The organism is Hydrogenophaga sp. BPS33 (assembly GCF_009859475.1).
Taxonomy (GTDB): Bacteria; Pseudomonadota; Gammaproteobacteria; order Burkholderiales; family Burkholderiaceae_C; genus Hydrogenophaga.
Genome location: NZ_CP044549.1, coordinates 3,458,701 through 3,485,009, shown reverse-complemented (window position 1 = coordinate 3,485,009; position 26,309 = coordinate 3,458,701). Strand labels below are relative to the sequence as shown.

Annotated in this window: 31 protein-coding genes and 1 tRNA gene; 19 read left to right on the top strand and 13 right to left on the bottom strand. The window is 64.7% G+C overall.

Annotated elements, in window-relative coordinates; all coding sequences use genetic code 11:
* Positions 1-34 precede the first annotated feature (34 nt).
* The 3 genes from F9K07_RS16160 to F9K07_RS16150 are packed head-to-tail and all read right to left on the bottom strand — an operon-like array spanning position 35 to position 1,860.
* The gene (locus F9K07_RS16160; RefSeq protein ID WP_159594407.1) at positions 35-781 is read right to left on the bottom strand and encodes an arginyltransferase; all 747 of its coding nucleotides are present in this window, start codon (positions 779-781) and stop codon (positions 35-37) included.
* Positions 778-1,548, bottom strand: coding sequence for a leucyl/phenylalanyl-tRNA--protein transferase (aat, locus tag F9K07_RS16155; RefSeq protein WP_159594406.1), 771 nt, complete (start codon positions 1,546-1,548; stop codon positions 778-780). Before aat ends, F9K07_RS16160 begins: the two co-directional genes overlap by 4 nt.
* Positions 1,549-1,578: 30 nt before the next feature.
* Positions 1,579-1,860: a hypothetical protein gene (locus F9K07_RS16150; RefSeq protein WP_201451437.1), complete on the bottom strand. Its 282-nt coding sequence runs from the start codon at positions 1,858-1,860 to the stop codon at positions 1,579-1,581.
* A 116-nt stretch (positions 1,861-1,976) separates the two neighbouring features.
* Here F9K07_RS16150 and F9K07_RS16145 point away from each other — a divergent pair.
* The 18 genes from F9K07_RS16145 to F9K07_RS16065 all read left to right on the top strand — a co-directional run bounded on the left by F9K07_RS16145 (position 1,977) and on the right by F9K07_RS16065 (position 15,343).
* Positions 1,977-2,052: transfer RNA gene (locus tag F9K07_RS16145), tRNA-Asn, on the top strand.
* Positions 2,053-2,137: 85 nt separating this feature from the next.
* Complete coding sequence (locus F9K07_RS16140) at positions 2,138-3,133, top strand: tyrosine-type recombinase/integrase (RefSeq protein ID WP_159594404.1); 996 nt, start codon at positions 2,138-2,140, stop codon at positions 3,131-3,133.
* 14 nt (positions 3,134-3,147) lie between these two features.
* Complete coding sequence (locus F9K07_RS31595) at positions 3,148-3,267, top strand: helix-turn-helix domain-containing protein (RefSeq protein ID WP_201451436.1); 120 nt, start codon at positions 3,148-3,150, stop codon at positions 3,265-3,267.
* A gap of 32 nt (positions 3,268-3,299) precedes the next feature.
* Positions 3,300-3,650, top strand: coding sequence for a hypothetical protein (locus F9K07_RS16135; RefSeq protein WP_159594403.1), 351 nt, complete (start codon positions 3,300-3,302; stop codon positions 3,648-3,650).
* A gap of 244 nt (positions 3,651-3,894) precedes the next feature.
* Positions 3,895-4,137: a hypothetical protein gene (locus F9K07_RS16130; protein WP_159594402.1), complete on the top strand. Its 243-nt coding sequence runs from the start codon at positions 3,895-3,897 to the stop codon at positions 4,135-4,137.
* Complete coding sequence (locus tag F9K07_RS16125; protein ID WP_159594401.1) at positions 4,134-4,331, top strand: hypothetical protein; 198 nt, start codon at positions 4,134-4,136, stop codon at positions 4,329-4,331. Before F9K07_RS16130 ends, F9K07_RS16125 begins: the two co-directional genes overlap by 4 nt.
* A complete protein-coding gene (locus F9K07_RS16120) occupies positions 4,328-4,528 on the top strand; it encodes a hypothetical protein (protein ID WP_159594400.1) in 201 nt (66 codons plus the stop codon). The genes F9K07_RS16125 and F9K07_RS16120 overlap by 4 nt, the downstream gene beginning before the upstream one ends.
* Positions 4,525-5,310 (top strand): helix-turn-helix domain-containing protein, encoded by a 786-nt coding sequence (locus F9K07_RS16115; protein ID WP_159594399.1) that lies wholly within the window; start codon positions 4,525-4,527, stop codon positions 5,308-5,310. The genes F9K07_RS16120 and F9K07_RS16115 overlap by 4 nt, the downstream gene beginning before the upstream one ends.
* A gap of 110 nt (positions 5,311-5,420) precedes the next feature.
* Positions 5,421-6,227, top strand: a complete 807-nt coding sequence (locus F9K07_RS16110; RefSeq protein ID WP_159594398.1) for a hypothetical protein — start codon at positions 5,421-5,423, stop codon at positions 6,225-6,227.
* 13 nt (positions 6,228-6,240) lie between these two features.
* Positions 6,241-6,984, top strand: coding sequence for a hypothetical protein (locus F9K07_RS16105; RefSeq protein ID WP_159594397.1), 744 nt, complete (start codon positions 6,241-6,243; stop codon positions 6,982-6,984).
* A 2-nt stretch (positions 6,985-6,986) separates the two neighbouring features.
* Positions 6,987-7,493, top strand: a complete 507-nt coding sequence (locus tag F9K07_RS16100; protein WP_159594396.1) for a hypothetical protein — start codon at positions 6,987-6,989, stop codon at positions 7,491-7,493.
* Positions 7,494-7,502: 9 nt separating this feature from the next.
* Positions 7,503-7,760, top strand: a complete 258-nt coding sequence (locus tag F9K07_RS16095; RefSeq protein WP_159594395.1) for a hypothetical protein — start codon at positions 7,503-7,505, stop codon at positions 7,758-7,760.
* Positions 7,761-7,767: 7 nt separating this feature from the next.
* Positions 7,768-8,256: a hypothetical protein gene (locus tag F9K07_RS16090; RefSeq protein WP_159594394.1), complete on the top strand. Its 489-nt coding sequence runs from the start codon at positions 7,768-7,770 to the stop codon at positions 8,254-8,256.
* A gap of 1 nt (position 8,257) precedes the next feature.
* Positions 8,258-10,300, top strand: a complete 2,043-nt coding sequence (locus F9K07_RS16085) for a hypothetical protein (protein ID WP_159594393.1) — start codon at positions 8,258-8,260, stop codon at positions 10,298-10,300.
* Between the two features lie 2 nt (positions 10,301-10,302).
* Positions 10,303-11,880: a hypothetical protein gene (locus tag F9K07_RS16080; RefSeq protein WP_159594392.1), complete on the top strand. Its 1,578-nt coding sequence runs from the start codon at positions 10,303-10,305 to the stop codon at positions 11,878-11,880.
* Positions 11,877-14,384, top strand: a complete 2,508-nt coding sequence (locus F9K07_RS16075; protein WP_159594391.1) for a hypothetical protein — start codon at positions 11,877-11,879, stop codon at positions 14,382-14,384. The genes F9K07_RS16080 and F9K07_RS16075 overlap by 4 nt, the downstream gene beginning before the upstream one ends.
* Positions 14,385-14,402: 18 nt before the next feature.
* Positions 14,403-14,927, top strand: a complete 525-nt coding sequence (locus F9K07_RS16070; RefSeq protein ID WP_159594390.1) for a hypothetical protein — start codon at positions 14,403-14,405, stop codon at positions 14,925-14,927.
* Between the two features lie 2 nt (positions 14,928-14,929).
* The gene (locus F9K07_RS16065) at positions 14,930-15,343 is read left to right on the top strand and encodes a PC4/YdbC family ssDNA-binding protein (RefSeq protein ID WP_159594389.1); all 414 of its coding nucleotides are present in this window, start codon (positions 14,930-14,932) and stop codon (positions 15,341-15,343) included.
* Between the two features lie 927 nt (positions 15,344-16,270).
* Here F9K07_RS16065 and F9K07_RS16060 read toward each other — a convergent pair.
* The 8 genes from F9K07_RS16060 to F9K07_RS16025 all read right to left on the bottom strand — a co-directional run bounded on the left by F9K07_RS16060 (position 16,271) and on the right by F9K07_RS16025 (position 23,845).
* A complete protein-coding gene (locus F9K07_RS16060) occupies positions 16,271-17,344 on the bottom strand; it encodes an NAD(P)/FAD-dependent oxidoreductase (RefSeq protein WP_159594388.1) in 1,074 nt (357 codons plus the stop codon).
* Positions 17,345-17,387: 43 nt separating this feature from the next.
* Positions 17,388-17,717, bottom strand: coding sequence for a ferredoxin FdxA (fdxA, locus tag F9K07_RS16055; RefSeq protein ID WP_159594387.1), 330 nt, complete (start codon positions 17,715-17,717; stop codon positions 17,388-17,390).
* A gap of 101 nt (positions 17,718-17,818) precedes the next feature.
* Positions 17,819-19,126 (bottom strand): sulfate adenylyltransferase subunit 1, encoded by a 1,308-nt coding sequence (locus F9K07_RS16050; protein WP_159594386.1) that lies wholly within the window; start codon positions 19,124-19,126, stop codon positions 17,819-17,821.
* A 112-nt stretch (positions 19,127-19,238) separates the two neighbouring features.
* Complete coding sequence (gene cysD / locus F9K07_RS16045; protein WP_159594385.1) at positions 19,239-20,198, bottom strand: sulfate adenylyltransferase subunit CysD; 960 nt, start codon at positions 20,196-20,198, stop codon at positions 19,239-19,241.
* Positions 20,199-20,211: 13 nt separating this feature from the next.
* Positions 20,212-20,835: a phosphoadenosine phosphosulfate reductase domain-containing protein gene (locus F9K07_RS16040; RefSeq protein WP_159594384.1), complete on the bottom strand. Its 624-nt coding sequence runs from the start codon at positions 20,833-20,835 to the stop codon at positions 20,212-20,214.
* Positions 20,836-20,853: 18 nt separating this feature from the next.
* Positions 20,854-21,246: a DUF934 domain-containing protein gene (locus F9K07_RS16035; protein WP_159594383.1), complete on the bottom strand. Its 393-nt coding sequence runs from the start codon at positions 21,244-21,246 to the stop codon at positions 20,854-20,856.
* Positions 21,247-21,256: 10 nt separating this feature from the next.
* A complete protein-coding gene (locus tag F9K07_RS16030) occupies positions 21,257-23,032 on the bottom strand; it encodes a nitrite/sulfite reductase (protein WP_159594382.1) in 1,776 nt (591 codons plus the stop codon).
* Between the two features lie 21 nt (positions 23,033-23,053).
* Positions 23,054-23,845 carry a sulfite exporter TauE/SafE family protein gene (locus F9K07_RS16025; RefSeq protein WP_159594381.1) on the bottom strand — a complete coding sequence of 264 codons (792 nt, stop codon included), beginning with the start codon at positions 23,843-23,845 and terminating at the stop codon, positions 23,054-23,056.
* A 166-nt stretch (positions 23,846-24,011) separates the two neighbouring features.
* Here F9K07_RS16025 and F9K07_RS16020 point away from each other — a divergent pair, with 166 nt between their 5' ends.
* Positions 24,012-24,821, top strand: coding sequence for a hypothetical protein (locus F9K07_RS16020; RefSeq protein ID WP_159594380.1), 810 nt, complete (start codon positions 24,012-24,014; stop codon positions 24,819-24,821).
* 5 nt (positions 24,822-24,826) lie between these two features.
* On the opposite strand, the gene F9K07_RS16015 is transcribed toward F9K07_RS16020, so the two are convergent.
* On the bottom strand, positions 24,827-25,984 hold the full coding sequence (locus F9K07_RS16015) for an FAD-dependent oxidoreductase (RefSeq protein WP_159594379.1): 1,158 nt from the start codon (positions 25,982-25,984) through the stop codon (positions 24,827-24,829).
* Between the two features lie 36 nt (positions 25,985-26,020).
* The gene (locus F9K07_RS16010) at positions 26,021-26,302 is read right to left on the bottom strand and encodes an oxidative damage protection protein (protein ID WP_159594378.1); all 282 of its coding nucleotides are present in this window, start codon (positions 26,300-26,302) and stop codon (positions 26,021-26,023) included.
* Positions 26,303-26,309 lie beyond the last annotated feature (7 nt).

The following is a 26,309-nucleotide window of genomic DNA, read 5'->3' as shown; positions in this document are numbered from 1 at the left end:
GGCGCCCTGGCGCTGCGGGCTCAATGGCCCCGGTCTACGCTTGCCGGTGCGCCTCGACCCAGTGGTTATTCAACAGCAGCTCGTGTGGCCGGAAGCTGGCCTTGTAGCTCATCTTGCTGCTCTGGCCAATCCAATAGCCGAGGTAGACGTTCTGCAGCTTCAGTGCGCGTGCCTGTTCGATCTGCCAGAGCACGCTGTAGGTGCCATAGCTGGCCTTCTCTTCAGGTTCGTAAAACGTGTAGACGGCCGACAAACCATCGTTGAGCACATCGACGATCGAGACCATCTTGAGTTTTGTCGGGGCGCCCGATGACGTGGGCTCGTAGAACTCCACCAGTCGGGAGTTGACACGGCTTTGCAGCAGGAACTGCGTGTACTGATCGATGCTGTCGTGGTCCATGCCGCCGCCCGCATGGCGGCTGTTCTGGTATCGGAGATAGAGCTGGTAGTGCTCGGGAATGAAGCACAGTTTGAGCACGCGCGTTTGCAAAGCGCCATGCTGAGCCATCGAGCGCCGCTGGCTGCGACTGGGCTTGAATGTGGCAACAGGAACTCTCAATGGCACACAGGCCTGGCAGCCGTCGCAGTAGGGACGGTAGGTGAACATGCCGCTGCGGCGAAAGCCGTGCGTGACGAGATCGGAATAGGCGTCGTTGTGGATCAGATGGCTCGGCGTGGCCACCTGTGAGCGCGCCTGGCGATCCGGCAGATAGCTGCAGGGATAGGGCGCTGTGGCGTAGAACTGCAGCGCCTGCAACGGGAGTTCTTTGAGATGGGTCACGCGCGAGGACCGTCGTCAGAGAGGAGGTGTTGCCAGTATACGGGGAGGAATTTCCAGGGCGGTGAAGGTTGTGCCAGGGCCGTGCGAACGTGGTCGCAGAAGTCCGCGCGGGACATGAGATGCGCACCCAGCGAGGTCAGGTGCGCCGTGTTCTGCTGGCAGTCGATCAAAGGCAGGCCCTGGGCCTTGCAGAAAGCGACCAGGGCACCCAGTGCTGCCTTGGAGGCATCGGTTCGACGGCTGAACATGGACTCTCCATAAACCATGCCGCCCAGGTTGACGCAATAGAGCCCGCCGGCCAGCTCGCCGTCGAGCCAGGTTTCCACGCTGTGCGCCAAGCCCGCTTGATGCAACCTGACATAGGCTTCCACCATGGCGGGCAGGATCCATGTGCCCGCTTGGCCATCCCGCGCGGTATGTGCACAAGCGCGGATCACGCGTTCGAACTCCTGGTCGATTCGGATCTCAAGGCGGCCTTCGCGCAACCAGCGTTGCAGGGTCTTGCGCAAGGAGCGGTGCAAGCGAAAGGCCGATGGCTCCAGCACCATGCGAGGGTCTGTGCTCCACCAGAGAATGGGTTGACCACTGCTGTACCACGGGAAAATGCCCCGCGAGTACGCGGCGACCAAGGTGGGCATGTCGAGCACACCACCCGCGGCCAGCAAACCCGGTGCCGGATCGGCTGCGCCCCACGCCGTTTCCACAGGCGGAAATGCCTGGCCTGGCTCCAGCCAAGGCAATGCGCGGGTGGGAGGGGACTGTGACATGCCGCTATTGTGCGCGGCGTCCCCGTGGGTTCAAGAGGCCGTGCGTGGCGTTTTGCGCAAAACCCACGCGGCAATGAACATGCCGATCAGAATGCCCACGCCATCCGCGGCCAGGTCGGACCACTCGCCGTAGCGCCAACCGGTGGCGGCCTGCGCCAGTTCGATGGCCGCGCCATACGCCAACAAAGACAGGGCCACGCCTCGCGGTTTCTTTGGATACGAAAGCACCCCCAAGACCGCAAGCCATGCAAAGCCGCTGGCGTGTTGCGCCTTGTCCCAGAAGTTGAAGACGGTGCCTTCAAGCAGCGTCACGGGGACCAGCGATGCGATAGCGAGTGCGAGGGCGCTGAGCCAAAAAAGAGGTTTGATCAAAGACATTGCGGGGCTGGAAAAAAATTGGATAAAACGACGCTATAATTCGAGGCTGTTCCCTGATAGCTCAGTCGGTAGAGCGACGGACTGTTAATCCGCAGGTCCCTGGTTCGAGTCCAGGTCGGGGAGCCAGATTTCCTAGTGTAGATGGCCCTTTTCAGGGCTCCGTGTTAAGTCCTCCGGTGACGGAGGTTTCAAAACTTCACGGAGTTCGATCATGGAGCATTTCCCACTGTCCGCCGGTGGCGGCGTCTCGTCTGTCAGCGAGGCGCAAACCGGTCCTCCCACCCTCCCAATGCGCGCGGGGTCGCTTGAGATTGACCGTCTCATCGACCTCTACATGGCCCACTACGCCGGCCGTGATGTCACGCGCCTGCAGCGCCTGAGTTGGTGGCGCGCACGCCTGCCAGGCCTCACCTTGGATCAGGTCAGCGACGACCACATCCACGCTGCACTCGAAGCCCTGGCCAATCAGCCCGCTACCTACTTCGCGGGCAACGACGCCCACGGCAAACCCATCTACAAGGCCAAGCGCAGCCGCATCTCGCCCGCCACGATCAACCGATACGGTGCCAGCATCGCTGCGGTGTTCACCTGGGCGATCAAGCGCCGCATTGCACCGAAGGGCTGGGTGCACCCGTGCCGCGCTGTGGAGCGCCGCGAGGAAAACAACGAGCAAACTCGATACCTTTCGGATGCTGAGCGCCAGCGGCTTCTGGACGCGGTGAAGGCGGCATCCTGGCCGCGCCTGTATCTGCTGGTGCTCATGGCGTTGACCACCGGGGCCCGCAAGGGTGAATTGCAGGGCCTGCGCTGGAGCGAAGTGGATCTCGAGCGCGGACTGGCGCACGTTGGGCGCACCAAGAATGGCGATCCCAAGGTCTTGCCGCTCGTGCCTGCCGTGGTGGAGGAACTGCGACGGTTCGCCGCAGCGCCCACTTCTCTGGTGTTCCTGTCTCCACGTCGACCTGACCAGCCCTATGCCTTCGAGCCAATGTGGAAGGATGTTCTGCGCGTGGCCAAGATCAAGAGCTTCCGCTTCCATGACCTGCGGCACTCCTGCGCCTCCATGCTCGCGCAGTCAGGGGCAACCCTGCTTGAAATCGGCGACCTTCTGGGGCATCGTCAGTTGCAGGTCACGAAGCGCTACAGCCACCTGACCGTGGGCCACAAGGCCGAACTGGTCAACCGTGTGCTGGGGCAGATCCAGTAACGGCGGAGGCTTCCATGAGCATGCTGTCGGCGTCCGATGTCGCGAAGCAGTTGGCCATCTCGGCGCGCAAGGTGTATGCCCTGGCGTCGTCGGGTCAGCTCGCCAGCCACCGCTTCGGATCCGCTGTGCCCTGACCACAACGCACCAACCTGAAAGGACGTGCACCATGGCTAATCCAAAGTCTACCCGCCCCACAGCAGCAGAGGCTGTGACGCATTCACCACTCTTCACAGAAGAAAAGGCCCGCGAGGGTGCGCGCCTATGCGCCCGGTTGGGGGTTGCAAATCTTGCGCGTGCGATCAATCACACCGACGACGGCGATATCGAATGGAAGTACTCGGACGAGGTGCAGCAGCGCTTCTTCGAGCTGGCCGCTGAGATGGTCGCCCTGGTGGAGCGGGGCGAGGTTTTCGAGAACCCCCAGCATGCTCAATGGCGCCGCGCCCGGGCTGCAAAGCACGATCACGCGGTGCAGCAGCTGATCCGCAAGGCTTCCCAGAAGACCCGCATCAGGTAGCCCATCCGGCCCTGACACAAGCCGCCCCCGAGGCGGCTTTTTTGTTTCCGCACGCTGCCTCGATCACGTTCCGGTTCGGGGGCTTGCCTCCGTCAGATTATCGGGAATCAGAACGGCACTCCGTCAGAAGATGCCCACACGCTAAATCTTCGAGAAACCAAACGATGGTCGGCTCAAAGATGCGTGCGTGACGCAGTTAGTCACAGGGGCCTTGACAGGGGCCATCAACACATAGGAGTTCGATATGCAAGACAGCGCAGTGATGGGCCTGGTGTCAATGACCCAGTACCAGGAGAGTCGGAAGCACCTTTTCCCCGCGGCCCAGTCGCTGGAGTGGTACGTGCGGAACAACAGGGCCAAGCTCGCGGAATGCGGCGCCCTCCTGCTGGTCGCCAAGCGCCGGCTGATCGATCCGCAGGCCTTCGACACCTACGTGATGCAGGCGGGGCGGATAGCTGCCAGCGAGCGATTCCTGGAGGCCGCATGAGCATTCGCACCATCACCATGTCCTGGGACAAACCCGCGCCCTCCGCAGGCGAGCTGCTGAAGCTGCTCGCGATCGCCGACGCCGCGGACGACGAAGGGAACGCGCGGCGTAAGTTGGCGCGGAGCGTCAAGGCAAAGATTTCTGCCTCTCAGCGGCTTGCGCGGGATTACGCCAAGCTAAGGGGAGAGAAATGAGCGCCGTCGCCGAGCCCACCACGCACGACGCTGTGAAGCTGCAGAGCACGCTGCAGGCCGCGCTCGCCCTCAAGGGTCACCAGTGCCACGCGCTGGCCACTGGCGGCTTCCTGGTGGTCTGGAAGGGGTGCAGTCGTCATTGTGGTGACGTGGACGCCCTGGAGGCGTTTGCGCGTCAGGTGGGTGCCATCCGATGAGCGTGCGCACCATGGCCAGGGTCTGGGAGTTTTCCCAGCACGGCGGGACCCATCTGCTCATGCTTCTGGCGATCGCCGACTTCGCTGACGATCAGGGCCACGCGTACCCGAGCGTCACGACGTTGGCAGAGAAATGCCGCATGCAGCAGCGCAACGCGCAGGCGATTCTCAGCACGCTTCGCAACAGCGGCGAGCTTGAGGTTCGGCCGAACGAAGGGCCTCGCGGGACCAACCTGTACCGCATCGTTTTGGTGTCGGGAGGGGTGCAAGGTTCTGCACCCCTGCAGAGAACTGCACCCCTGCAGCCCACTGCGCCAACCCCTGCAGTTCTCTGCATGGAAGGGATGCAGCCCACTGCACCCGAACCATCATTGAACCATCAAGAACCACCAGTGCGCGCGAAGCGTGCTCGTCGATCAATTGATGGACAGACCTTTGATGCCTGGTACGCAGAGGTGAAAGCAAGCGGCTCGAAGATGTTCGCTGACGAAGACCCCATGTACGCGTACCTCAGCAGCATCGGGATCAGCAAAGAGCTCGGTGAAGTTGCGTGGCTGTGGTTCAAGGCTGATCAAAACGGCAAGGCCAAAGCCCAGAAGGACTGGCGCCAGACCTTCCTGAACTACCTGCGCAAGGGATGGATTCGCGTCTGGTACCGGGGCGACGACGGCGTATGGAAGCTCAACACCGCCGGGAAGCAGATCGCGATCGAGCACGACCTCGACGAGAACATGCAGAGCGGCGGCAACGGCAGGAACCACTTCTTCGCAGACGCCATATGAGCCCCGCCCGAAACACCCATTTGTCCCCCGAAAGCCCTGTCTGGGGTCGCGCACGCGCGTTTTCGCACGCGCGCGAGGGCATCACCGTTTGACCACCACAGGAGACCTTTGTGAACGAAATCGCCATTGCCCAACCCACCACGCCGGCACCCGTTGCCGAGGCCGTGCCAGCCGCTCCTGGCTCGCTGTTCAGTCCTTCGCATGTGGACACCAACACTCCCGCGGAGGTAGCCCAGTGGATGCCCCAGAAGTTCCAGGTGCGCGGCGCTGACGGCAACATGGACCTGGAGGCATCCAGCCAGAAGTTGGCCCAGGCCTACGACCACGCCGTGAGGCGCTTCGGCAAACCGGAAGGCGCGCCGGAGAGTCCGAGCGCGTATGCGTTGACCATCCCCGAGCACCTGGAGCTCGAGATCCCCGAGGGGACCTTCGCCCCATTCTTCGAACGCGCGCATGAGGCCGGCCTGTCGCAGGCGCAACTCGATTTCGTGATGGGCGAGTACTTCCAGGCATTGCCCGCCTTCATGAACGATGCGGCCGCGGTCACGCTGGATCAAGCGAAAGCGGAGCTTGCTCAGGCCTGGCCAGACCCTGCGGACATGCAGCGGAACATGCGGGCCGCAGAGCGTGCCGTGGCGGCCATGCCCCCGGACCTCCAGGAGGACGTGAAGGCCCGTTTCGGCACCGACCCTGTTTTTTGGCGCTTTGCCGCGCACTTCGGCAAAGAGGTCGGCGAAGACCGACCAGCAGCACCAGCAGGCGGCGCAACGGGCGGTCAAGACGTGACAGCCTTGATGGGCTCCGAGGCGTACCGCAATCCTCGCCACAAGGACCATGCGCGCGTCAGCGCACAGGTCCGCAACCACTTCGAGCGCACAGCCGGTGGCGAAGAACCATATGACGGCCTGAGCGCCTGAACTCGGAGAGAACATGGAACACCTGCAAAATCTCAAAACCCCCGAACTGCCCAGCGATCCAATGATCGGCGAGGTGCACCGACTGATCTGCGAGCGTGATCGCACTGTCGAGCGCTTGCGCAACGACCTTGCGCAGCTGGAGATTGAGGACACGACCGACTTTCTGGATCTTGAGTCGCCCCGCGCAAAGGAACGCCGCGCGCAGCGTTTGCGGCTCAATGCGGAGCTGCAGCAAGCAGTGACTTCGCTGGAGGGTGCCAAGGCGTTCCTGGGGCGCCGTGAAGGCATGGCGGTGTATCGGTCGGTGCGCAAGCTGCGCCAGGAGATCGAACGCGACATGGAGCAGGCCACCAAGATTTCCAGTGAGGTCGGCGCTTCGCTCAACACAGTCCTTCACCATCTCCTGCGCTTGGCGGACGTGACCGGTGGCGTCGTTGAGAAGCTGCGCGGAGTGCGCGGGAGGAACACCCTCACGAAAGACGGACACATTGCATACAGCTCTATTGCAGAGATCGCCAAGCCATCGCAATACACGTGGTGGATGGCCCGGCAAATCAAGACTGTCCTGAACTGGCCGGAGAACATCCCGCCCGGTGAGAACTTCGCGATCTCAGCCCATGCCAACTTCCTTCAAGTAGGGCAGAGCATCCAGATGTTGCTGGGCGATGACAACTTCGATCCCGCCGTGATCGCGGCCGTAGGTGCCGAGGACGCCGCGAGCACCGAGGTGGCAGTCGTGGACCAGGCAGGAGGATGAACATGGACATGAGCAACCCCGTTATGACGCACACCGGCGTGATGTTCATGGAGAAGCCCAAGACCAGCATCCGGCCGATCAAGGTCACGGAATGGATCGACAAAGTGGGCCCGCTGCTTGACGAGCACTACCAGGAGGTGGCGCTGAACAAGGACCTGATGAGGCTCGAACCCGACCTGATTGCATACGCGGAGCTGGAGCGTGCCGACCGCTTGATTGCCTTGGGCGCCTTCTCGGGCGAACAGATGGTGGGGTACTCCGTGAGCATTCTCGGCCAAGCGCTGCACTACGCCTCGCTGCGCACCGCGCACAACGATGTCGTGTTCGTCTCGAAAGAACATCGCTTCGGCAGTTTGGGCATCGGGTTGATCCAGCGAACTGAGGCCGCGGCGAAGGACCGCGGGGTGCAGATGCTGCTGTGGCACGCCAAGCAGGGGACACCGCTTGAAGGGCTTCTCCCCCGCATGGGTTATGGCGTTCAGGACGTCATTTTTTCGAAAGGACTTTGAATCATGGCAATGACTGGTGGACTCATCCTTGCCGGAATCGGCACGGCGGTGAGCGTTGACAGCGCTCAAGATGCAAAGAAGGACCGCAAGGAAATGCAGGCCAAGGCGGCCGGCGTGGAGGCTGAGCGCAAGGCAGCGGAGGCCAAGGCTACGCAGGACGCATACGCTCAGACCCAGATGCGCCGCCAGGCGCTGCGCCAAAACTCCCTGTTCACCGGTGGCGCTGGTGGATCAGCACCCGCAACAGGTCAAACCCTGGGGGTCTGATATGGGCATGACCACCAACACCTTCATGTCCACCGGCTCCATGCTCTCGATGGTCGGCCAAATCGGCGGGGGTTTAGCCAGCGCCGAGATGGGGAAAACCCAGAACGCGCTCGCGAAGGTGGACGCCGCGTACGAGCGCGACACCGCCGAGCAGCAGGCCACACGCGTGCGCCGCGAGGTGATACGCCAGAAGGGCGCGGCGCGGGCGGCCACCGCAGCAAGCGGTGCACGGCTCGACGAGTTCGCCCTTGGTCCTGAGCATGAGATTGGCCTGCTTGGCGCACAGGATGCAGAGATGCTGATCCTGAGCGGTAACAGGCGTTCGGACGCGTTGCTGCGCGCCGGTCGCATGGCTGAGAAGGCCGGAAACAACAAACTGATGGCATCGCTTTTCAGCAGCGCCGGACAGGCCTATGGCAACTGGAAAGGGGCCAAGAAAGCGGTCGATCCGGTGAGTGCCTTCTACTTTGACGGCAAGACCGGGATGGGAGATTGACATGGCACGTATACCGAGAGGCGAAGGGCTTGGCGAGGTGGTGGCCCGTGGCGGTGGAATGCGAGATGCGGCAGGGTCCGAGGCGGCCTATGGCGGCGCCCTGGCCCAGGCAGTAGAAGGCACAGGTGAACAGCTTGTCGCACAGGAGCGGCGCGAGGCCGCGCGCCAAGCCGAGGAGATCGAACGCGCCCGCCTGCTGCGCGTGCAGGCAGACAAGGCCACCGCGCTGCAGCGCATGCAAAGCGGCGAGCAGGACCTGGTGGACGTGGCCGATGATGTGGCGACCCGGGTAGCTTCCGGCGCCCTGGACAAGACCAGGGCCGATGACGAATGGCGCGCGCTCGCACAGAGCCGCATGGATGACACACTGGCCACGGTGCCGGTGGAGCATCGCCAACTCGCGCAGAGCCAGCTGGAGCTTCGCATGCGCCGGCTCAGCAGCACCGTGCGCGAAGGTGTTGCGCGGCGAGACCGTGACGACACGCGTGCAGGCTTGCTCAGCTACCTGGAGAGCCAGGAGCGGTTCGCTGTGACGGACCCGAAGCGCGCGACCGAAGCGGCGACCGCAGCGCTTGCGAGTCTGGGCCCAGCTGCAGGCTATGGTGCCGACGACTTGGAAAAACTCTCGTGGGGGTTTCGCGAGCGCGTGGCCGGCAACCGAGGACAGGCTCTCGTGCGTGGCGCGTCTGAGGACATGAAGGGCCTTGACGCCGCGATGAAGAAGCTGGACAGCGACGAGTTCGCGGACCTCACGCCCGAGCGTCGTGGTCAGCTGGAAAACCAGATCCTCGCGCGCAAAGGCTACCTTGAGCAGAAGGAACAGACGCGCATTGCACGAGCCGAAGCCGCAGCCGCACGGCGCGCGCGCGAGGCCGAAGCGTCCCTCAAGGCGACTCAGACCATCATCGACAGCGGCGGCATCCCATCCCCGCAGTATCTCGACCAGGTAAGCGCCAGGACGGCGGGCACCGCCTACGCCCCCGCGCTGCGCGAGCTACTGGTGCAGGCAACCGAACGCGCCGGCTTCGCGACCTTGAGCCCGCAGCAGCAGGAGGCCAAGATCCTCGAAGCCCGTGCGCAGGCCACCAAAAACGGCACCACACCTGCCAACGAAGCACGCATTGCCAGTTGGGAAAAACTGGCGTCGGAATCGCGCACGCAGTTGGAAGACGATCCGCTGCTCTACGGCGTGAATCGTCGGTTGATCGACGAAGTGCGGCCCATCGATCTGAGCAGCCTGGATCAACTCGGCCCGCAACTCGTCGCACGCGCAGACCAGGCCGCGACCATCTCCGCGCGGGTGGGGCGGCCGGTCTCACCGCTGTTGAAGTCCGAGGCCAAGACCGTCGAACGGATGCTCTCGATGCTGCCAGTCGCGCAGCAGAACGTGGCCGTTCGACAGATCGCGAACACACTGGACGCAAGACAGGCTCAGGCGCTGGCCAAGCAGTTGGGCGGCAAGGAGAGCGTGCTCGGCGAAGCCATGTTCCTTGCGGCCAATGCCAAGCGCGCACCGCGAGACCCGGCTGAGCTGATCCTGAACGGGGCCGACGCCAAGAAGTCCGGCCGCCTCAAGGATGCAAGTGCTGACGCTGTGACCAGCGAGCAGCACCGCCGCATCGCAGAAGAACTGTCGGCCGTGCCCTGGGCCACCACGCAGGCCCGTGATGCCGCGATCTCCGCAGCTCAAGGGGTCTATGACGGACTGCGCGCAGAAGGCCGCAGGGACTGGCGGCAAGCCGTAGATCTGGCCACCGGAGGCCTGACCGAATGGGCTGGATCGAAGGTGCCCATCCCGTACGGCATGACGCCGCGGCAGTTCCGCCAGCGCATGCAGCGCTTGGACTCGAAGGCTGTGCAACTGCAGGCCGGCGGCGATCAGGTTTTCATTGGTGGCCAGGCCATGAGCGTCGACAAGCTGGTGAGCAACATGGGCGCGGTGAAGCTCATTCCCGCGGGCGTGGGCAGCTATGCCCTGGAGTCGGGCGGGCAGCTCGTGATGACCGGCAACAAGGTGCCGTTGCGCATCGCGGTGGAGGACTGACCATGTGGGACGCACTTTTCGCAGACGAGACCGAGCGCGCGCTGGCGCACCGGGCAGCGAACCCGCCGGAGCCGAAGCCGCCCAAGGTGAGCGCATGGGCTCAAGCCGGCGAGATCGCGGCATCACCGTTCAAGGGTCTGGCACAGGGCGGCATGCAGACCGCGCGCGTGGCGAACACCGTGGCGCCGTCAGTGGTTGGCAACCCCATGGCAATGACCGCGGCCGAGCAGGAGGAGATGCTGGCCGATAGCTCCATCACCCGCCAAGCCATGGACCGGGATCTGAGGCGCGGCGTTCAATCGCTTCGACCCGACCCGGCCACCTCGACCGTGGCCAGCCAGTTCCTGCAGGAGGGCGCGCGCGTACTGGGCAAGGTGGCGGGGTACGCCGTCATGGCCGGCCCAGTGGGTGCCGTTGTGGGCACGGGCATCGACGAAGGCGTGACGGGCGCGCAGGAGCTGATGGACAGGGGGGTGGACCCCAAGACCGCGGCGAAGGCTGGCGCGGTTCGTGGCGCCGCTGTGGGCCTCAGCGTGGCATTGCCTGCCGTGGGCACCACAGCGCTGCGCACGGCCGCCCTGGTGGCTGCTGGTGGCCCTGGGGCGTTCGTCGCCGAGCAGGCGATCACCCGCCAAATTCTGGAGAACGCCCGTTATGACGACATCGCGCAGGAATACGACCCTCTGGACCCGCTGGGCCTCGCGCTTTCGGCTGTGGTGCCGGGCGCGGTTGGCGTGGCCCTCCACAGAGCACGCGGGCGTCGGGGCAAGCAGTCACCGATCGAGGACATGGCACAGGACCCGGACCTGGTGGACGCCGCGCTCGTCTCACATCGCACGCAGACCGTGACCGAGCGCGCGCTGGGCGACATCACCCAGCCCGAGGTGGCCAACAGCCACACCAAGGCGCTAGACGACGCCGCCAGGGCGCTGGATGAGGGGGCGCCAGTTCAAGCGCTGGACGTGACTGTGGACCCCGTGCGGGCGGCAGAGGTAATCGGCGACATGCAGCAACGTCTGCGCGGCGTGGTGGATCAACTCGACCATGTGGACGATGGTGCACCCGTGCGCGCCGATTTCGTACCGCGCGGCGAGGACTGGAACCTGCCCGGCGGCCTGGACATTTCGCAGGTGATGGAGAACGCGAGGCATCTGCTCGGCACCGGGCGCACCGCCGTGGAGGCCCTCGAAGAACTCCAGCGCGGCGGGCAGGTGTCGCCGTTGATGGCCAGCGCCATGAGCGCGGTTGAACAACACCCGAAGCGCATCCCTGAGTTGGTCGAGCAATACCGCGCGATCGATGCCAACCGCGGCGGCCTGGTGCAGCCAATCGAGATGCTCGCCGACGCGTACGACAGGCTGTCGCGTGCGTTGCCTCCGGAAGTGCCCAATCGCCCGCTGGCGCGCGCGGAGATGGTCGCCCGTGAGCACCCCACGCTGCTGGTCCGCATGGACGATGGAGACCGGCCCATGCGGGCAGAGGACACCGTAAACCAGGCGCGCCTGGCGGCCAAGCAGGATCTGGCGGATTCCAAGGCCTTCGAGGCCGCAGTTGAATGCATGTTGAGGGTCGGATCATGAGAGTTGAATGTGTGCAGGCCGTGCAGACGGCCATAGGGCGAGAGATCACTCAGGCCGAGGCGCGCGGCATCGAGGACAAGCTGGTGGAGGCCCATCGTCGCCTTGCTGCGAAGAACCCGGACGCATGGCGCCGCATGGGCAAGGCCGAGCGCCTGCGCCAGGCTGCGGAGATGGCCAGCAAGGACCTCCAGCACGCGGCGACCTTGAAAGAGCAGCGCGCAGCCCTGACCGTCGAGGCCCACGCCCGGCACGTGCCCGAGGTGGAGCGCGCGGGCAAGAACGGGTTCAAGGTCATCCAGAAAAAGCTCGAGCAGGCGGACGCCTACGTGAAGGGCATCTCGCGCCAGTACCTGACCCAAGCGCTGGACGCCATTGATTTCGCCACGAAGCAGGACACCGGATCGCTCGTGATGCGCGGCGTGCGCTGGATCTCCAACCTGGAGAACCCCGAAAAGTCGCTGGCATTCGTGCGCGAGGTGTTCGGCAAGGACAGCGGCGACAAGGGTGCCAAAGCCGCGGCGAAGGCCTGGCTGCAGACCGCCGAGGACATGCGCACACGCTTCAACGACGCGGGGGGCGACGTGCGCAAGCTGAGCTATGGCTACCTGCCCCAGCCGCACGATGGCGGGCGCATCCGCGAGGCCGGCATCGAGACCTGGGTGCGTGACGTGCTGCCGATCGTCGACCGCTCGCGCTACGTCAACGAGGACGGCCGACGCATGAGCGATGCGGAGCTCGGCGAGGCTCTGGAGGAGGCATGGCGCACGATCGCATCGGACGGCTGGTCCAAGGTGGAGCCCGGCGTGTACCGTGGCGAGGGATCGCTGGCGAACGCTGGTAGCCACGCCCGGGTGATCCACTTCGCGGAGCCGGAGGGCTATGTGCAGTACCTGGGCAAGTACGGCGCCGGCACTGTGTTCGATGCGTTGAATGGGCACATCGGCTGGATGGCGCGCAACATCGGGCTTACGGAGGAGATGGGGCCCAATCCCGCAGCGCTGTTCCGCACCATGCACGACACCGCGCAGCAGGCCGGTGGCGCTGATCGGGTGGCCGGAATCATGGACACGGAGGACATGTGGAAGACGCTCAAGGGCGACCTGAACAACCCACAGAGCCAGAGCGCTGCGCGCATCGGTCAGGGCATTCGAAACATTGAAGTGTTCGGCAAGCTGCAGGGCGCCACGCTGTCGGCCGTAACCGACATCCCCACGTACTTCACCACCCTGGGGTACAACCGTCTGCCCATGTGGCAGGGGACTGTGAACCTGCTCCGTGCCTTCGGTCGAGACTCGCGCGAGTTCGGCGACATGGCGGGCTTGATCGCTGAGTCCAAGATCTCTGACATGAACCGCTGGGCAGATGGAAACATCGGCCAGGGCTGGACCGCCAGGCTCGCCAACGCAACGATGAAGGCCAGTTTCATGAATGCGTGGACGGACGCGCTCAGGCGCGGTTTCAGCGTCACCATGATGGGTGGCCTGGCCCGCATTTCGCGCACGCCCTGGGAGCACCTGCAGGCTAGCGACCGCGCACGGCTGGAGTCCAAGGGCTTCACATCGGATGAGTGGGCCGTGCTCAACCAAGCTACGCCCGAGGTGTGGCGCAACACCAAGATGCTCACGCCTCAGAGCATCGCAATGGCTCACGGCGTCGAGCGCGGCCTGAAGGACCGGGCGATCTCGCGTGTGCTGGGTTTCATCACCGATGAGTCGGAATACGCCTCGCTGGCGCCTGACCTGGCCACGCGCACGCTGCAGGCCGGCGGTCTGCGAAAGGGCACCGGCAAGGGCGAGCTGTGGCGATCGTTGATGCTGTTCAAGAGCTTCCCCGTGGCCATGATTTCGCGCCACTGGGATCGGGCGCTGTCCGGTGACCTGGCGCCGGCAGGCCGCCTGACCTACGGCGCGGCGTTGGGCTTTGGCATGACCCTATTCGGCGCGCTCGCGCTGCAGCTGAAAGACCTGGCCGCCGGCCGCGACCCGCGCGATGTGACTGGCGACGAGGGCGAGAACCTGGGCAAGCTGAGCAAGTTCTGGCTGGCAGCGTTCTCGCAGGGTGGTGGTGCTGGCTTTCTCGGCGACATGATGCTCAGCGGCGAGGGCCGTGGAGGCCAGTCGGGAGCGAGCGCTGCGCTCAGTGGTATCGCTGGGCCGGTGGCGGGCAGCGCCTTTGAACTCGCCTATGACGTGGTGGCCGAGAACGTGCGCGAAGCGGCCCAGGGCAAGGACACTCACGTGGGCGCCGAGGCCTGGCGCTGGGCGCGCGGGCACATGCCTGCCATCAACCTCTGGTATGCCAAGCTTGCGATCGATCAGGCGTTCCTGAATCAGATGCAGGAAGCGCTTTCGCCGGGCTACCTCGACAAGATGCGCGCCCGAGCTGAACGCGACTGGGACAGCACCTACTTCTGGGAACCCCAGGACTCTGGCGTATTTAGCGACCAGGGCATGCAGGGGCCACAGCGCGCCCCAGACCTCACCACCGCCGTCGGCGGCCAATGATCAACACAGGAATCCAACATGACCACACTCAACTGGCACCCCGCCAAAGAACACCACGCGCAATTCATCGGGCAATGCCTGCGCGACGAGGAGGCCGATCGCCTCAAGCGCTTCGACCCCAAGCAGCGCGCACAACTGACCTTCCTGGGCATCCACAACGGCGCACTGAGCAGCGCGGTGATCAACGTGGGGGGCACACCAGTGGGCCAGCTCTGCGCGAGCCCCTGCAGGGACCTGGGGCTGCGGCTGGTCTATCTCGGCCTGACTCCGCACGCGGAGCAGGTCGGCGAGTTTGATCGCGATGTCATGAACGCCACGCGCAGGCACGTCCAGGGGGATGCCATGGCCATGGTCGGCTCTGCCGAGTGGGGCGACAAGGTGCAAGCCCGCTGGTATCAGGCGCTTGGGTTCCGGCCGGTCCCCGAAGCTTGGGCCGCAGGCAGCGGCATCGCGCTGTTCTACACCGCGCAGCCTGGAGCGCAGACGCTGGTCCAGTCCTACGCCGCCAGCTTGGATCCTGCCCACGTCGCCACCGCGCACTGACCATGGATCAACATCGCATGGAGCGGCTGCAGTCGCAACGCGAAAAGCTGGAGGCAGCGGCCGCTGGCCTACCTGCGGGTGATCCACAGGCCGAGGACTTGAAGAAGCTGATCAAGGACATCGACCGCCTGCTGCCGCGAACTGCACCACGCGAGAAGCCGCCGCGGCGCAAAGTCACCGAGCCCGAGAGCAGCGTGCTCATCGCCACCGTGCCCAAGAGCGAACGGACGCAGATCCGAATTCATCTCAAGGTCTGGGAGGGTCGCCAGATCATCGACCTGCGCCTGTACGCCCGGGGCAAGGGCAGCGGCGATCACAAGCCCACGGGTAAAGGCGTCTCGTTCGAGCCTGTGGATCTGGCTGCGGTGCTCAGCGGCCTTACGCTCGCTCAGCAATACGCCCCGGTCAAGGGCTGACTGCAACGCAAGGTGCCCGGGGTCGGAAACGAAGTGGCACCCTTGCAGTGCTCGCTGAGGCATTGCCGTTCGTCGGCTCGCAATGTCTGATGGAAGGTAACCAAGATCTCTGCCGCTGTTACAGGTTTCTGCCCAAAAATGTGTGTAGGGGCGTGTAGGGGAGTCACCCGTCTAAATTTGTAACAGGGAAACTCAGCTAGTAGCTGCCATTTTCCCGCTGTCTCTCCGACACACGGCAACTTCTCAGAAAACACTACCCGTAGTGACTTGAATGAGGCCTGGACACCAGATATAGTGGGCCCGTCGCGGTGTCACTGTACACATGCACAGACGAAAAAAGCCCTGGGTGCGCTAACACTCCAGGGCTGGGATCAGGCGAAGCGGGTTTGACCGGTCCCCCCGAACATCTCTTGAGGAGATAGCTTCAGTGTAGCGCTGCGGTTGTCGTTTGGGCAAGAACATCCCGGTAACGCATGGTTATGGGGGTCTTATGACAACCAACGAAAGTAGCCAGGGCGGGCACTGGGTGTTCACGCGCTCCATTCGACTCAAGAATGGGCGAGTGATCTTCCCCAAAAGGGGAAAAGTGTTCCGCTTCTGGGCAAAGCCGAAATAGAGCGCGGCCATTTACGCTCTGTCTCTGCCCGATCTTGATCTGATCGGTGAACGGCAAAGTGCTGTCATGGGGCCTCTTCGGAGGCTCCATTTTTTTTGACATCTTCTCCGGCGGTGGGACTCTCCTGGAAGCGCGTTTTTCCGAGTATGATGAATAACGCACGGAGTTCCCCTTTGGTCTGTTAATCCGCAGGTCCCTGGTTCGAGTCCAGGTCGGGGAGCCAGAACAACAAATGCAAAAGGCCTTCTTCGGAAGGCCTTTTGCGTTTCTGGCGTTCGTCGTGCGCCGTTGATTTTCACGCAGTCCCAGGCTTAGTCGAGGATGGGGGAAGCTACACCCAGCGCCTTGTGCAGCTTGGGGCTGGTGGTGGTGTACTGCAGCATCACCTTCTTGTCGGGAAAGATGATGGGCGCAGCGCCGAACGCGGCCAAGGCACATTCGTGGAAGCCCGACAGAATGAGCTTCTTTTTTCCGGGGTAGGTGTTGATGTCACCGACCGCGAAGATGCCTGGCACATTGGTGGAGAACTTTTCGGTGTCGACCCGCAGTTGCCGGCGCTCGATGTCCAGGCCCCATTCGGCGATGGGACCCAGCCTGGGCGAGAGGCCGAAGAACACCAGCAGCATGTCCACCGGCACGGTGTGCGTTTCGTCATCGGGGTTGGTGACGTTCAAGGTGGCCAGCCGGCCCGCCTCTTCTTCAAACCCCGTGACCTGTCCCACCATGAACCGCATGCGATGCTGCTCGCACAGATCGCGCATGCGGGCCACGCTGGCTGGAGCGGCCTGAAAACCATCGCGGCGATGGATCAATGTGAGGCTCTTGGCGCGGTGCGGACCGTCGGCCGCCAGGTTCAAGGACCAGTCCAGCGCCGAGTCGCCACCGCCGATGACGACCACATGCTGGTCGCCAAACCGGCTCGGGTCCTTCACGCTGTAGAACAGCTGCGTGTCCTTGAAACGCTCTAATCCATCGACGTTGAGCGGGCGTGGTTGGAATGCGCCCACGCCCGCGGCGATGAAGATGGTCTTGGTGAGAAAGCTCGTGCCCGTGGATGTAGCCACGAAGAAACGGCCGTCGTCCTGCGCTTGCACGGTGCTGACTTCCTGGCCGAGATGGAAGGTGGCGCCGAAGGGCTTGATCTGCGCGAGCAGCCGATCGACAAGCTCCTGCCCGGTACACACCGGAATGGCGGGGATGTCGTAGATGGGCTTGTCGGGATAAAGCTCGGACGGCTGGCCGCCAGGGACGGTGAGCGCGTCGATCACGTGGGCCTTGATCTCCAGCAGGCCCAGTTCGAAGACCTGGAACAGGCCGACGGGGCCGGCGCCCACGATGACGGCGTCGGTTTCGATGAGGCCGTCGGGTGTGTTGGCGAGAGTCATGCCGTGGAGCTTAACGCTGCGGGCCGCGTCGCGGCCGGCAGGATCAGCGGATCAACTCGGAAAGCTTGGCGGTGCGGTCTTTCCACTCTTCGGCATCGGGCAATGCGTCCTTGCGCTTGGTGATGCTCTTCCAGTTGGGCAGGCGGGCCAGCTCGGCATTGATCTCGATCATGTGCTGCTGGTCCTTGGGCAGGTCTTCTTCAGCGTAGATCGCGCTGACGGGGCACTCGGGGATGCACACGGCGCAGTCGATGCACTCATCCGGATCGATGGTGAGGAAGTTCGGGCCTTCGCGGAAACAGTCCACGGGACAGACGTCCACACAATCGGTGTATTTGCAGCGGATGCAGGCTTCGGTGACAACGTGGGTCATGGTGGTATCGGGAATCGGTAGAACACGGGATTTTAGAGTTTCCCGGAACCCACCGAGGGCACATGCCCCTCGGGCGGGTACGCATTAAGGGGTTATGGTTTTCAGAGCACGAGCAACGCGCCCGATGTGCGGTGGCTCGCGGTGTCGACCAGGACGAGAGACCCGAGGGTGCGCGAGCGCTCGAAAGGCAGCGTGGCCAAGGGCTCCTGCAGGGCCAGCTCGATGTGGCCGATGGCATTGGGTTCAAGTTGCTGGGCGTCTTCCTCGGCGAGGGTGTGGATGTCCAGGCGGTGCACGATGCGCTTGATCTTGGCTTTGACCCAGCGGTGGCCGTGCAAGGCCCAGTACACGCGCCCGGGCACCAGTGTCTCGTCGTCGAGCCAGGCCACGGTGGCGCGTATCTCGCGCTTCGCTTCGAGGGTGGCCGGGGAGCCGTCTTCAACCGCCAGCAGCCAGTCGCCACGGGAGACGTCGACCTCGCGATCGAGCACGATGCCTGCGCTGTGGCCCGCCGTGACGGCTTGTGGGTTGCGCACGTGGTTGAGCACCTGTGCGACCACGGCGGTCTGTCCGTTGGGCATGATGCGCACCGACTGACCGGGCTGCACGCTGCCCGTGGCCACGCGGCCCCAGAAGACGCGACGGCCTTGCGAGGTGTCGGACGAGCCGCTGAACTTCTCCACCCACTGCACGGCAAAGGCGAAGGGCAGAGCGGTATCGGAGGGCGTCACCGGCAGACCTTCCAGAATCTCCAGCAACGTCGGGCCGTTGTAATCGCACCAGCCGGCATGTTCACTGGCGTCCACCACGTTCCAGCCCTTGAGCGCCGAGACCGGTACGACGGCGGTCACGGGAATTTCTGCTTGCGCGGCGAAGGCTTGCAGTGCGTCGGTGATGTGGCGGAAGGCCACGGCACTGTCTTCGACCGCATCCAGCTTGTTCACTGCGAAGACGATTGAGGGCACACGCAGCAGTTTGAGCAAGAGGCTGTGGCGGCGCGTCTGCGGCAGCAGTTGCAGGGCGGCATCGGCCCAGTTCAGCTTGGTGGCATCGACCAGCACCACAGCCGCGTCGGCGCTGGAGGCCGCCGTCACCATGTTGCGGGTGTACTGTTCGTGGCCCGGCGCATCGCCGATGATGAACTTGCGCGCCTCGGTGCTGAAGTAGCGGTAGGCCACGTCGATGGTGATGCCTTGTTCGCGCTCGGCGGACAGGCCATCGGTCAACAGCGCCAGGTCGGTCTGGCCGTGGCGTTGCACCCCGGCCAGGTGGTCTTGCAATACAGCCTTGCTGTCGACCAGCAGGCGGCCGATCAGGGTGCTCTTGCCATCGTCCACGCTGCCGCAGGTGATGAGTCGCAAGGCGGAGCGGGTGTCCTGGGCGGTGGGAGAGAGTTCAGCAACAGTCATGGTGATCTTTCAGCGGGAGATGTCTTTTCAAGTGGCGCAGCGGAACCGGCTTTGCCGGGCCGCCAGCGCCGCCCCCTGGGGGGTGACGCGCCGTCAGGCGCGGCGCGGGGGGTCAAAAATACCCGTCTTTCTTGCGCTTCTCCATCGAGGCGTCGGAGGTCTTGTCGTCCATGCGCGTGGCGCCGCGCTCGCTCACCTCGGCGGCGAGTGTTTCGATGACGATGTCGTCGGGCGTGGCGGCCAGGCTTTCCACCGGGCAGGTGCAGGTGATGTCGCCCACGGTGCGAAAGCGCACGTCGCGCACTTGCACTGTTTCGCCATCGCGCGGTGGCGTGAGCTCGGTGACGGGCACGAGCAGGCCGCGGCGGTCCACCACTTCACGCTGGTGGGTGTAGTAGATGGAGGGCAGGGCGATGTTCTCGCGCGCGATGTATTGCCACACGTCGAGCTCGGTCCAGTTGCTGATCGGGAACACGCGGAAGTGCTCGCCCTGCTGCAGGCGGGTGTTGAACAGCGTCCAGAGTTCGGGACGCTGGGCCTTGGGTTGCCATTGGCCGAAGCTGTCGCGGTGGCTGAAGATGCGCTCCTTGGCGCGCGCTTTTTCCTCGTCGCGGCGTGCGCCGCCGATCAGGGCGTCGAAGCGGAATTCCTCGATGGCTTCGAGCAAGGTGACCGACTGGTGCACGTTGCGGCTCTCACCCGGATGCGCCAGACGAACGGTGCCGCGCGCCATGGAGTCTTCGACGTTGCGCACGATCAGTTCGGCGCCCAGTTCCTTCGCGCGTTGGTCGCGGAAGTCGGTCACTTCGGGAAAATTGTGCCCGGTATCGATCATCAGCAGTGGGTAAGGAATGCGGCCGACGCCGAAAGCCTTCTCCGCGCACTTGAGCATGACCAGCGAGTCCTTGCCGCCGGAGAACAGCAGCGCGGGGCGTTCGAACGCCGCAGCCACTTCGCGCAGGATGAAGATGGTTTCTTCTTCCAGCGCGTCCAGGTGGGCGTTGCTCAGATGGTGATCATGGGCCTGTTGCAAGGCGGTCTGGATCACGGCGTTTTCGGTGCGGGCGTTCATGGGTATGTCGAAGTCAGTGGGCCAGATGAAGACCGCATTCGCGGTTGTCTTCGCCCTTGGTAGGGTCGAGGTAGTCGAAGTTGTTGGGCAGGCCGTGGGCCTCGCAGTACTGGTGCAGCTCCTTGGACGACCAGTGCAGCAGCGGCGCGACCTTGATCAGGCCATCGGGATTGATGCTCACGGGGTCCATCTGGGCACGAACGGCGGTGTCCGTGGCCCTGAGAGCGGTAAACCAGACCTTGGGTGCCGTTTCGCGCAACGCGCGGGCGAACGGCTCCAGCTTCACTTCTTCGGTGAACGCGGCGTGGCGCGGATCGTCGAGTGCTGGTGCGGGTCCGTCAACCGCCTCGAGGTGGGCGCGAGAGCGCCGCGGCAGGTAGATGCGCAGATTCAGATCGAGCTTCTTGCTCACTTCGTCGGCAAAGCGGTAGGTGGCCTCGGTGTTGTAGCCGTTGTCCATCCAGACCACGGGCACATCGGGTTTCACGCGCGTGACGAGGTGCAGGATCACGGCCTCGAAGGGCCGGAAATTGGTGGTGACGATGGCGGGCTGGCCCAGGCCGAGTGCCCACGCCACCAGCCCGTCAGCGTTGCGGCCCAGTTCGGTGTTGATGCGTGGGAGGTCGATGTCGCTCATGGTGTGGTTTCTCGGTGCTCAGGCAGCTTCGGCAAAGTGCGGCGTGGTGTGCACCGCGTCGCCTTGGTAGAACGCGGGGTAGTGCGACAGCAAGGTTTGGCCGTGGGCCAGGTTCTGGTCGGCACGCAGCACGGCCTGGGTGAAGCCGCTGCGTTGCATCTGCACCAACTGGTCGATCAGCACGTCGCCGGTGGCGCGGATCTCGCCGGTGAAGCCGAGGCGGCGGCGCAGCAAAAAAGCCTGGCTGAAAGCACGGCCGTCGTTGAACTTGGGGAAGTGCAGTTCGATGGCGGTGATGCCGTCGAGTTTTGCCTCGCGTGGATCGGCGTCGTTGCCGATCGAGAGGCGTTGTGCTTCGGCTTCCGTGGCCACGAAGCTGTCGGCGCGAAAGAGTTGGAGGTTCTGGCTCATCTGTCTGTCCTCAGGCCGTGGCGCGGGCCGTGCTCGTGCGCACCGCATTGGCGGCGGTCTTGAAGGCGTCGGCGCCGGTGCGGCGCAGGGTGGCCACGAAGGTTTCTCCATCGTTGCGCTGTGCGCGGTAGGTGTCGAGCAGGGCTTCGATCACGTCGGGCACTTCGCTGGCCGCGAACGAGGGGCCGATGACCTTGCCGGCTTGGGCTTCGCCGGAGAGGCGCGAGCCGTCCGAGCCGCCGAGCGTGATCTGGTACCACTCCTTGCCGTCCTTGTCGACGCCGAGCACACCGATGTGCCCGCTGTGGTGGTGGCCGCAGGAGTTGATGCACCCGCTCATGTGCAGGTCGATCTCGCCCAGGTCGTACAACTCGTCGAGATCCTTGTAGCGGCTCAGGATCGCTTGCGCCAACGGCAGCGAGCGCGCATTGGCGAGGTCGCAGAAGTCGCCACCGGGGCAGACGATCATGTCGGTCAGCAAACCGATGTTGGGCTTGGCAAGGCCGAGTCGGCGCGCCTCGCGCCAGAGTTCTGGCAACTGATCGCAGCGCACCCAGGGCAGCAGCAGGTTCTGCTCGTGGGTCACACGGGCTTCGCCTGCGGAGAAGCGCTCGGCCAGGTCGGCGGCGCGGTCGAGCTGGTCCGCCGTGGCGTCGCCCGGGGACTGGCCCAGGCGCTTGAACGACAGCGTGACCGCGCGCAAGTCGGGGTTCTTGTGCGCCGTCACGTTCTGCTGCAGCCAGCGGCTGAACTCCAGGTCGTCTTCGGCCGCTGCTTTGAGGATGTTCGCGATCTTGGCGTCTGCGCTCTTGCGGTCGCAGTTGAGCTGTGGTGGCGCGAAGAAGGCGCTCACGCGGTCGAGTTCCTCCTGGCTAATGGTGTGGGGTGCACCGTCTTTCTCGATGATGTCGCGGTATTCGGCTTCAACCTGATCGGTGAACGCCTGGCCTTCTGCCTTCACCAGAATCTTGATGCGGGCCTTGTAGATGTTGTCCCGGCGGCCATAGCGGTTGTAGGCGCGGATCACGGCTTCCAGGTAGTTCAGCAGTTGGTTCCAGGGCAGGAACTCGCGGATCACGCTGCCAATGATGGGGGTGCGGCCCATGCCGCCGCCCACGCGGACCTGGAAGCCCAGGTCGCCATCCACGTTGCGTAGCAAGCGCAGGCCCACGTCGTGCCAGGGCGTGGCGGCGCGGTCTTCGCGCGCGCCGGTGATGGCCACCTTGAACTTGCGCGGAAGGAAGGCGAACTCGTGGTGCAGCGTGCTCCACTGGCGCAGGATTTCGGCAAACGGGCGTGGGTCGGCCACTTCGTCCACCGCGATGCCGGCGAGTGCGTCGGTGGTGGTGTTGCGGATGCAGTTCCCGCTGGTCTGAATGCCGTGCATGCCTACGCTGGCCAGAAGATCCATTGCGTCTGCGGCGCGCGACAGCGGTATCCAGTTGTACTGGACGTTCGAGCGGGTGGTGAAGTGGCCGCAGCGGTCGGGCAGGGTCGGCACCTCGGCCAGGCCAGCGTTGGCGTTGGAGACGTCGTTGTCTTCCTTGTGGTCAAAGTCGCGTGCCAGTGTGGCAAGCACGCGCAGCTGCGCGCTGGAGATCTCACCGTAAGGCACTGCCACGCGCAGCATGGGTGCAAACCGTTGCACATACCAGCCGTTCTGCAGCCGCAGGGGCTTGAACTCGTCTTCGGCCAGCGTGCCGGCCTGCCAGCGGGTCAGTTGATCGCGAAACTGGGCGGCGCGCAGACGCACGAACTGGCGGTCAAAGTCGGAATATTGGTACATCGTCTTCGTGGGCTTCAGGAATCAAAAGGCAATCAGTTTCAGACCGGCATAGGCCAGCAGCGCTGAGAGGGCCGAGCGCACCAGGCGTTCGGGCGTGTGGCGCATGAGGCGCGTGCCGAGCCAGATACCGGGCAGCGAGCCGAGCAGCAGCTGGGTGAGCAAAGGCCAGTCGACCGAGCCGAGACTGGCATGGCCGAGGCCCGCGACCAGGGTCAGCGGCACGGCGTAGGCAATGTCGGTCGCCACGATGCGGGGCAGCGGCAGCAGGGGGAACAGCAGCAGCAACACCGACACGCCAATGGCACCGGCACCGACCGAGGTGAGCGTGACCAGGGTGCCGATCACCGCACCGAACAGGACGGGCAGGCTCCAATGGCGCGCATGTGTGGCTTTGTCCCACTGGTCCTCGGGCAGGTGGCGTGGCAGTTGTTTGCCGCGCACCGCCTTGAAAAGCATGGCGGCGGCCGTGAGCAACAGCGCCAGGCCCAGGGTGTTGGTCATGAGGGCTTGGACGGCGGCGCTGGCCGGACCCAATTGCCGCAGGACCAGCAGCGTCACGACGGCGGCAGGCAAGCTGCCGGCGCTGAGCTGACCCACCACACGCCAGGGCACCAGCTTTTGCCGGGCCAGGTTGACGGTGCCCCCCATTTTGGTGACGGCCGCGAACAGCAGATCGGTGCCGACCGCGAGATACGGTTTGACGCCGAAGAAGAAGATCAGGATGGGCGTCATCAACGAGCCGCCACCCACACCCGTGAGACCCACGATGAGTCCCACAAAAAATCCGGCCAGGATGATGGCGATGTCAGGCATGGGCCGAACTGTAGAGACGCAGTGATATATCCCAAACGATTTTTTGCTCATGCATATATGCCCGTCCAGAATATGAAGGACGGCACGTGCCGGATCGCACGGGAAATCGCGGCTTGTTGCGGCGGCTGGCGCGGGAGAGGGGTGGGGCGGACTTAACATCCGCGCCATGCACAAGCAGCGCATTCTGGTCAGCGTGGTGGGGTTCTCGGATGTCGAGCGGCACGCGCTCAACACCATCTTTCGCCTGTCCCAGGACCGTGAGTTGACGTATGCGCTGTGGATGCCCTCGCGCTCGCCCTCGGCGCCATCGCCCGCCGCGGTCGCGCAGGTTGCGTTGGTCGATGGGGAAAGCCTGGAGGCGGTGCTGTCCCATGCCAAGGAAATGCCACCGGGCCAGCGGCTGATCTGGGTGGGCCCGGACGCCCCCGCCCACGCCTGGCGCGTGATGCAGCGCCCCATGGACTGGGCGGCCGTTCTGCACGACCTGGACGCGGTGTATGCCGCGCACCGGTGGGATTCGGGCATGGTGGACCTGGATGTGACCTCGCCCGCACCGCTGGACGTGGCGTTGGGCGCGTTGAGCGAACCGGGCGATTTCGTGCGGCGGGCGGTGGTGGTCGGCACCGACGAGCAGGAGGGCACTTACCTGCGTACGCGCCTGGCCCTCGCCGGCGTGGCGCACGTGGACGAGGCCTCGGATGCCGCCCATGCGCTCGAGCTCATGTCGCGTTACCGCTACGTGTGCGGCGTGTTCAACCTGGACGACCACCGCATGGACGTGTGGGCGCTCATGCGCCATTTCGTCGAGCGTTATCCGCAGGCCTTGACCTTGGCCACGACCGAGCTGGCCGGTCCGCTGGCGGGCTGGTGGCGACGCATGCGCGTGCGCCGCGACGTGTACCGGGTCGGCATCTCGGCATTGCTGGAGCGGCCGTTCCGGCCCAGCCAGGTCTCGCAGTGGCTGGATCTGATTTAGTTTGACTACCGGCGTGCCCGCTTCGAGGCGAAGCGAGCGGGATCGATGGCGCGCAGCAGATCGGCTTGCTCGTCTGGCGTGGGTTCGCCCTCCATGGTGGCGGCCAGGCGGCTCGCGCACCAAGGTGCCAGTGCGATGCCGCGAGATCCCAGGGCGCTCAGCATGAACAGGCCGTCATGGCGTGGCGTCTCTGCCAGCGACATCCGACCGCGTCGAGGCCCCGCTTGCACCATCCTCTCCTCCAAGGTTTTGCCATCGGGCACAGCGCCCACAAGAGGCAGGCGATCTTGCGAGGCGCAGCGCACCTGGGCCCAGCCCAGCAAACTTCCCTGGGCTTGCGCTTCTCGCAGGGCGGCGGCGGCAGGTGCGCAGAGCGACTCCAGGCCGATGGCATTGCGTTCGTGTGCCGACGCGCTCAGGTGGGTGCTGTTTTCGCCCCGTTCGTAGGTGGAGCCCATGGCCCAGAGGCGGGTGGGCCATTGGGGTGCCAGCCCCGCATCTTCGTAGCAGGGAACGAACACGCCGTCATCGCGCTGGGGGCGGGCGGCCCATGGTGCTTCGTGAAGCTCCCCCAGACTCATTTGCCCCTTGACGGGACGCAAGGGCAGGGCATCGCCATCCACGAGTGAGGAGGCGCCAGTCAGCAAGGCGTGGCTGCCGTAGGCGCTGGCCACCACCACCACCGGCGCTTGCGCCAGGCACTCGCCGTGGGTATCCAGGGCTTGCCAGAGACCGGACTGGCGCAAGAGTTTGTGGACGTTGGCCTGCCAACGACACTCCAACAGGCCCAGCTGCGCCGATTCGTCCAGCCAGGCCTTCACCAGGGCAGCGGGGCGCACCATCGCGGCCGGCCAGCGACCAGGGTGGTGCCCCAGGTTGTCCACTTCGCAGGTGCGCCAGCCGTGTCCCTGCGGGACCCGTCGTTGCAATTCGTCGAGCGTGGCCGCCACGCCCAGCGCGCTCAAGCGCGACATCGGCGTGGGCGCGCGCGTGACGTGCGGACTCAGCATGCCCACGGGAAGGGCCGATGCGCCCTGGGCCGGGCCAGTTGCGGCATCCAGCAGCGTGAGCCGCCAGCCGCGCCGGGCGAGCGCCGCGCATGTGGCAGCGCCTGCCAAGCCGGCGCCGATCACCAGGGCGTGGCGAGCAGAAGAATCGGGCACGAGGAGGGCGCGACCGCGGGTACAGCGCCGGGTGGCTTATTGGCCTTCGGCAGGCGGGGGCACAAAGCCGGCGGCGGCGTCGGCACCTTCGCCGAAGAAGTGTTTTTCCATCTGACGCGCCAGGTACTGGCGGGCGCGAGCGTCGGCCAGGTTCAGGCGGTTTTCATTGAGCAGCATGGTCTGGTGCTTGAGCCAGGCCGCCCAGGCTTCCTTGCTGACGTTCTCATACAGGCGCTTGCCCATTTCGCCGGGATAGGGGGGAAAGTCCAGGCCTTCGGCTTCCTTGCCGAGCTTGATGCAATGAACAGTGCGTGCCATGGTCGTT

Coding starts and splice junctions, on each gene's coding strand:
- aat (WP_159594406.1), bottom strand. CDS start 1,548: ATGTCACAGTCCCCTCCCACCCGCGCATTGCCTTGGCTGGAGCCAGGC.
- F9K07_RS16140 (WP_159594404.1), top strand. CDS start 2,138: ATGGAGCATTTCCCACTGTCCGCCGGTGGCGGCGTCTCGTCTGTCAGC.
- F9K07_RS31595 (WP_201451436.1), top strand. CDS start 3,148: ATGAGCATGCTGTCGGCGTCCGATGTCGCGAAGCAGTTGGCCATCTCG.
- F9K07_RS16135 (WP_159594403.1), top strand. CDS start 3,300: ATGGCTAATCCAAAGTCTACCCGCCCCACAGCAGCAGAGGCTGTGACG.
- F9K07_RS16130 (WP_159594402.1), top strand. CDS start 3,895: ATGCAAGACAGCGCAGTGATGGGCCTGGTGTCAATGACCCAGTACCAG.
- F9K07_RS16125 (WP_159594401.1), top strand. CDS start 4,134: ATGAGCATTCGCACCATCACCATGTCCTGGGACAAACCCGCGCCCTCC.
- F9K07_RS16120 (WP_159594400.1), top strand. CDS start 4,328: ATGAGCGCCGTCGCCGAGCCCACCACGCACGACGCTGTGAAGCTGCAG.
- F9K07_RS16115 (WP_159594399.1), top strand. CDS start 4,525: ATGAGCGTGCGCACCATGGCCAGGGTCTGGGAGTTTTCCCAGCACGGC.
- F9K07_RS16105 (WP_159594397.1), top strand. CDS start 6,241: ATGGAACACCTGCAAAATCTCAAAACCCCCGAACTGCCCAGCGATCCA.
- F9K07_RS16100 (WP_159594396.1), top strand. CDS start 6,987: ATGGACATGAGCAACCCCGTTATGACGCACACCGGCGTGATGTTCATG.
- F9K07_RS16095 (WP_159594395.1), top strand. CDS start 7,503: ATGACTGGTGGACTCATCCTTGCCGGAATCGGCACGGCGGTGAGCGTT.
- F9K07_RS16090 (WP_159594394.1), top strand. CDS start 7,768: ATGACCACCAACACCTTCATGTCCACCGGCTCCATGCTCTCGATGGTC.
- F9K07_RS16085 (WP_159594393.1), top strand. CDS start 8,258: ATGGCACGTATACCGAGAGGCGAAGGGCTTGGCGAGGTGGTGGCCCGT.
- F9K07_RS16080 (WP_159594392.1), top strand. CDS start 10,303: ATGTGGGACGCACTTTTCGCAGACGAGACCGAGCGCGCGCTGGCGCAC.
- F9K07_RS16075 (WP_159594391.1), top strand. CDS start 11,877: ATGAGAGTTGAATGTGTGCAGGCCGTGCAGACGGCCATAGGGCGAGAG.
- F9K07_RS16070 (WP_159594390.1), top strand. CDS start 14,403: ATGACCACACTCAACTGGCACCCCGCCAAAGAACACCACGCGCAATTC.
- F9K07_RS16065 (WP_159594389.1), top strand. CDS start 14,930: ATGGATCAACATCGCATGGAGCGGCTGCAGTCGCAACGCGAAAAGCTG.
- F9K07_RS16060 (WP_159594388.1), bottom strand. CDS start 17,344: ATGACTCTCGCCAACACACCCGACGGCCTCATCGAAACCGACGCCGTC.
- fdxA (WP_159594387.1), bottom strand. CDS start 17,717: ATGACCCACGTTGTCACCGAAGCCTGCATCCGCTGCAAATACACCGAT.
- F9K07_RS16050 (WP_159594386.1), bottom strand. CDS start 19,126: ATGACTGTTGCTGAACTCTCTCCCACCGCCCAGGACACCCGCTCCGCC.
- cysD (WP_159594385.1), bottom strand. CDS start 20,198: ATGAACGCCCGCACCGAAAACGCCGTGATCCAGACCGCCTTGCAACAG.
- F9K07_RS16040 (WP_159594384.1), bottom strand. CDS start 20,835: ATGAGCGACATCGACCTCCCACGCATCAACACCGAACTGGGCCGCAAC.
- F9K07_RS16035 (WP_159594383.1), bottom strand. CDS start 21,246: ATGAGCCAGAACCTCCAACTCTTTCGCGCCGACAGCTTCGTGGCCACG.
- F9K07_RS16030 (WP_159594382.1), bottom strand. CDS start 23,032: ATGTACCAATATTCCGACTTTGACCGCCAGTTCGTGCGTCTGCGCGCC.
- F9K07_RS16025 (WP_159594381.1), bottom strand. CDS start 23,845: ATGCCTGACATCGCCATCATCCTGGCCGGATTTTTTGTGGGACTCATC.
- F9K07_RS16020 (WP_159594380.1), top strand. CDS start 24,012: ATGCACAAGCAGCGCATTCTGGTCAGCGTGGTGGGGTTCTCGGATGTC.
- F9K07_RS16010 (WP_159594378.1), bottom strand. CDS start 26,302: ATGGCACGCACTGTTCATTGCATCAAGCTCGGCAAGGAAGCCGAAGGC.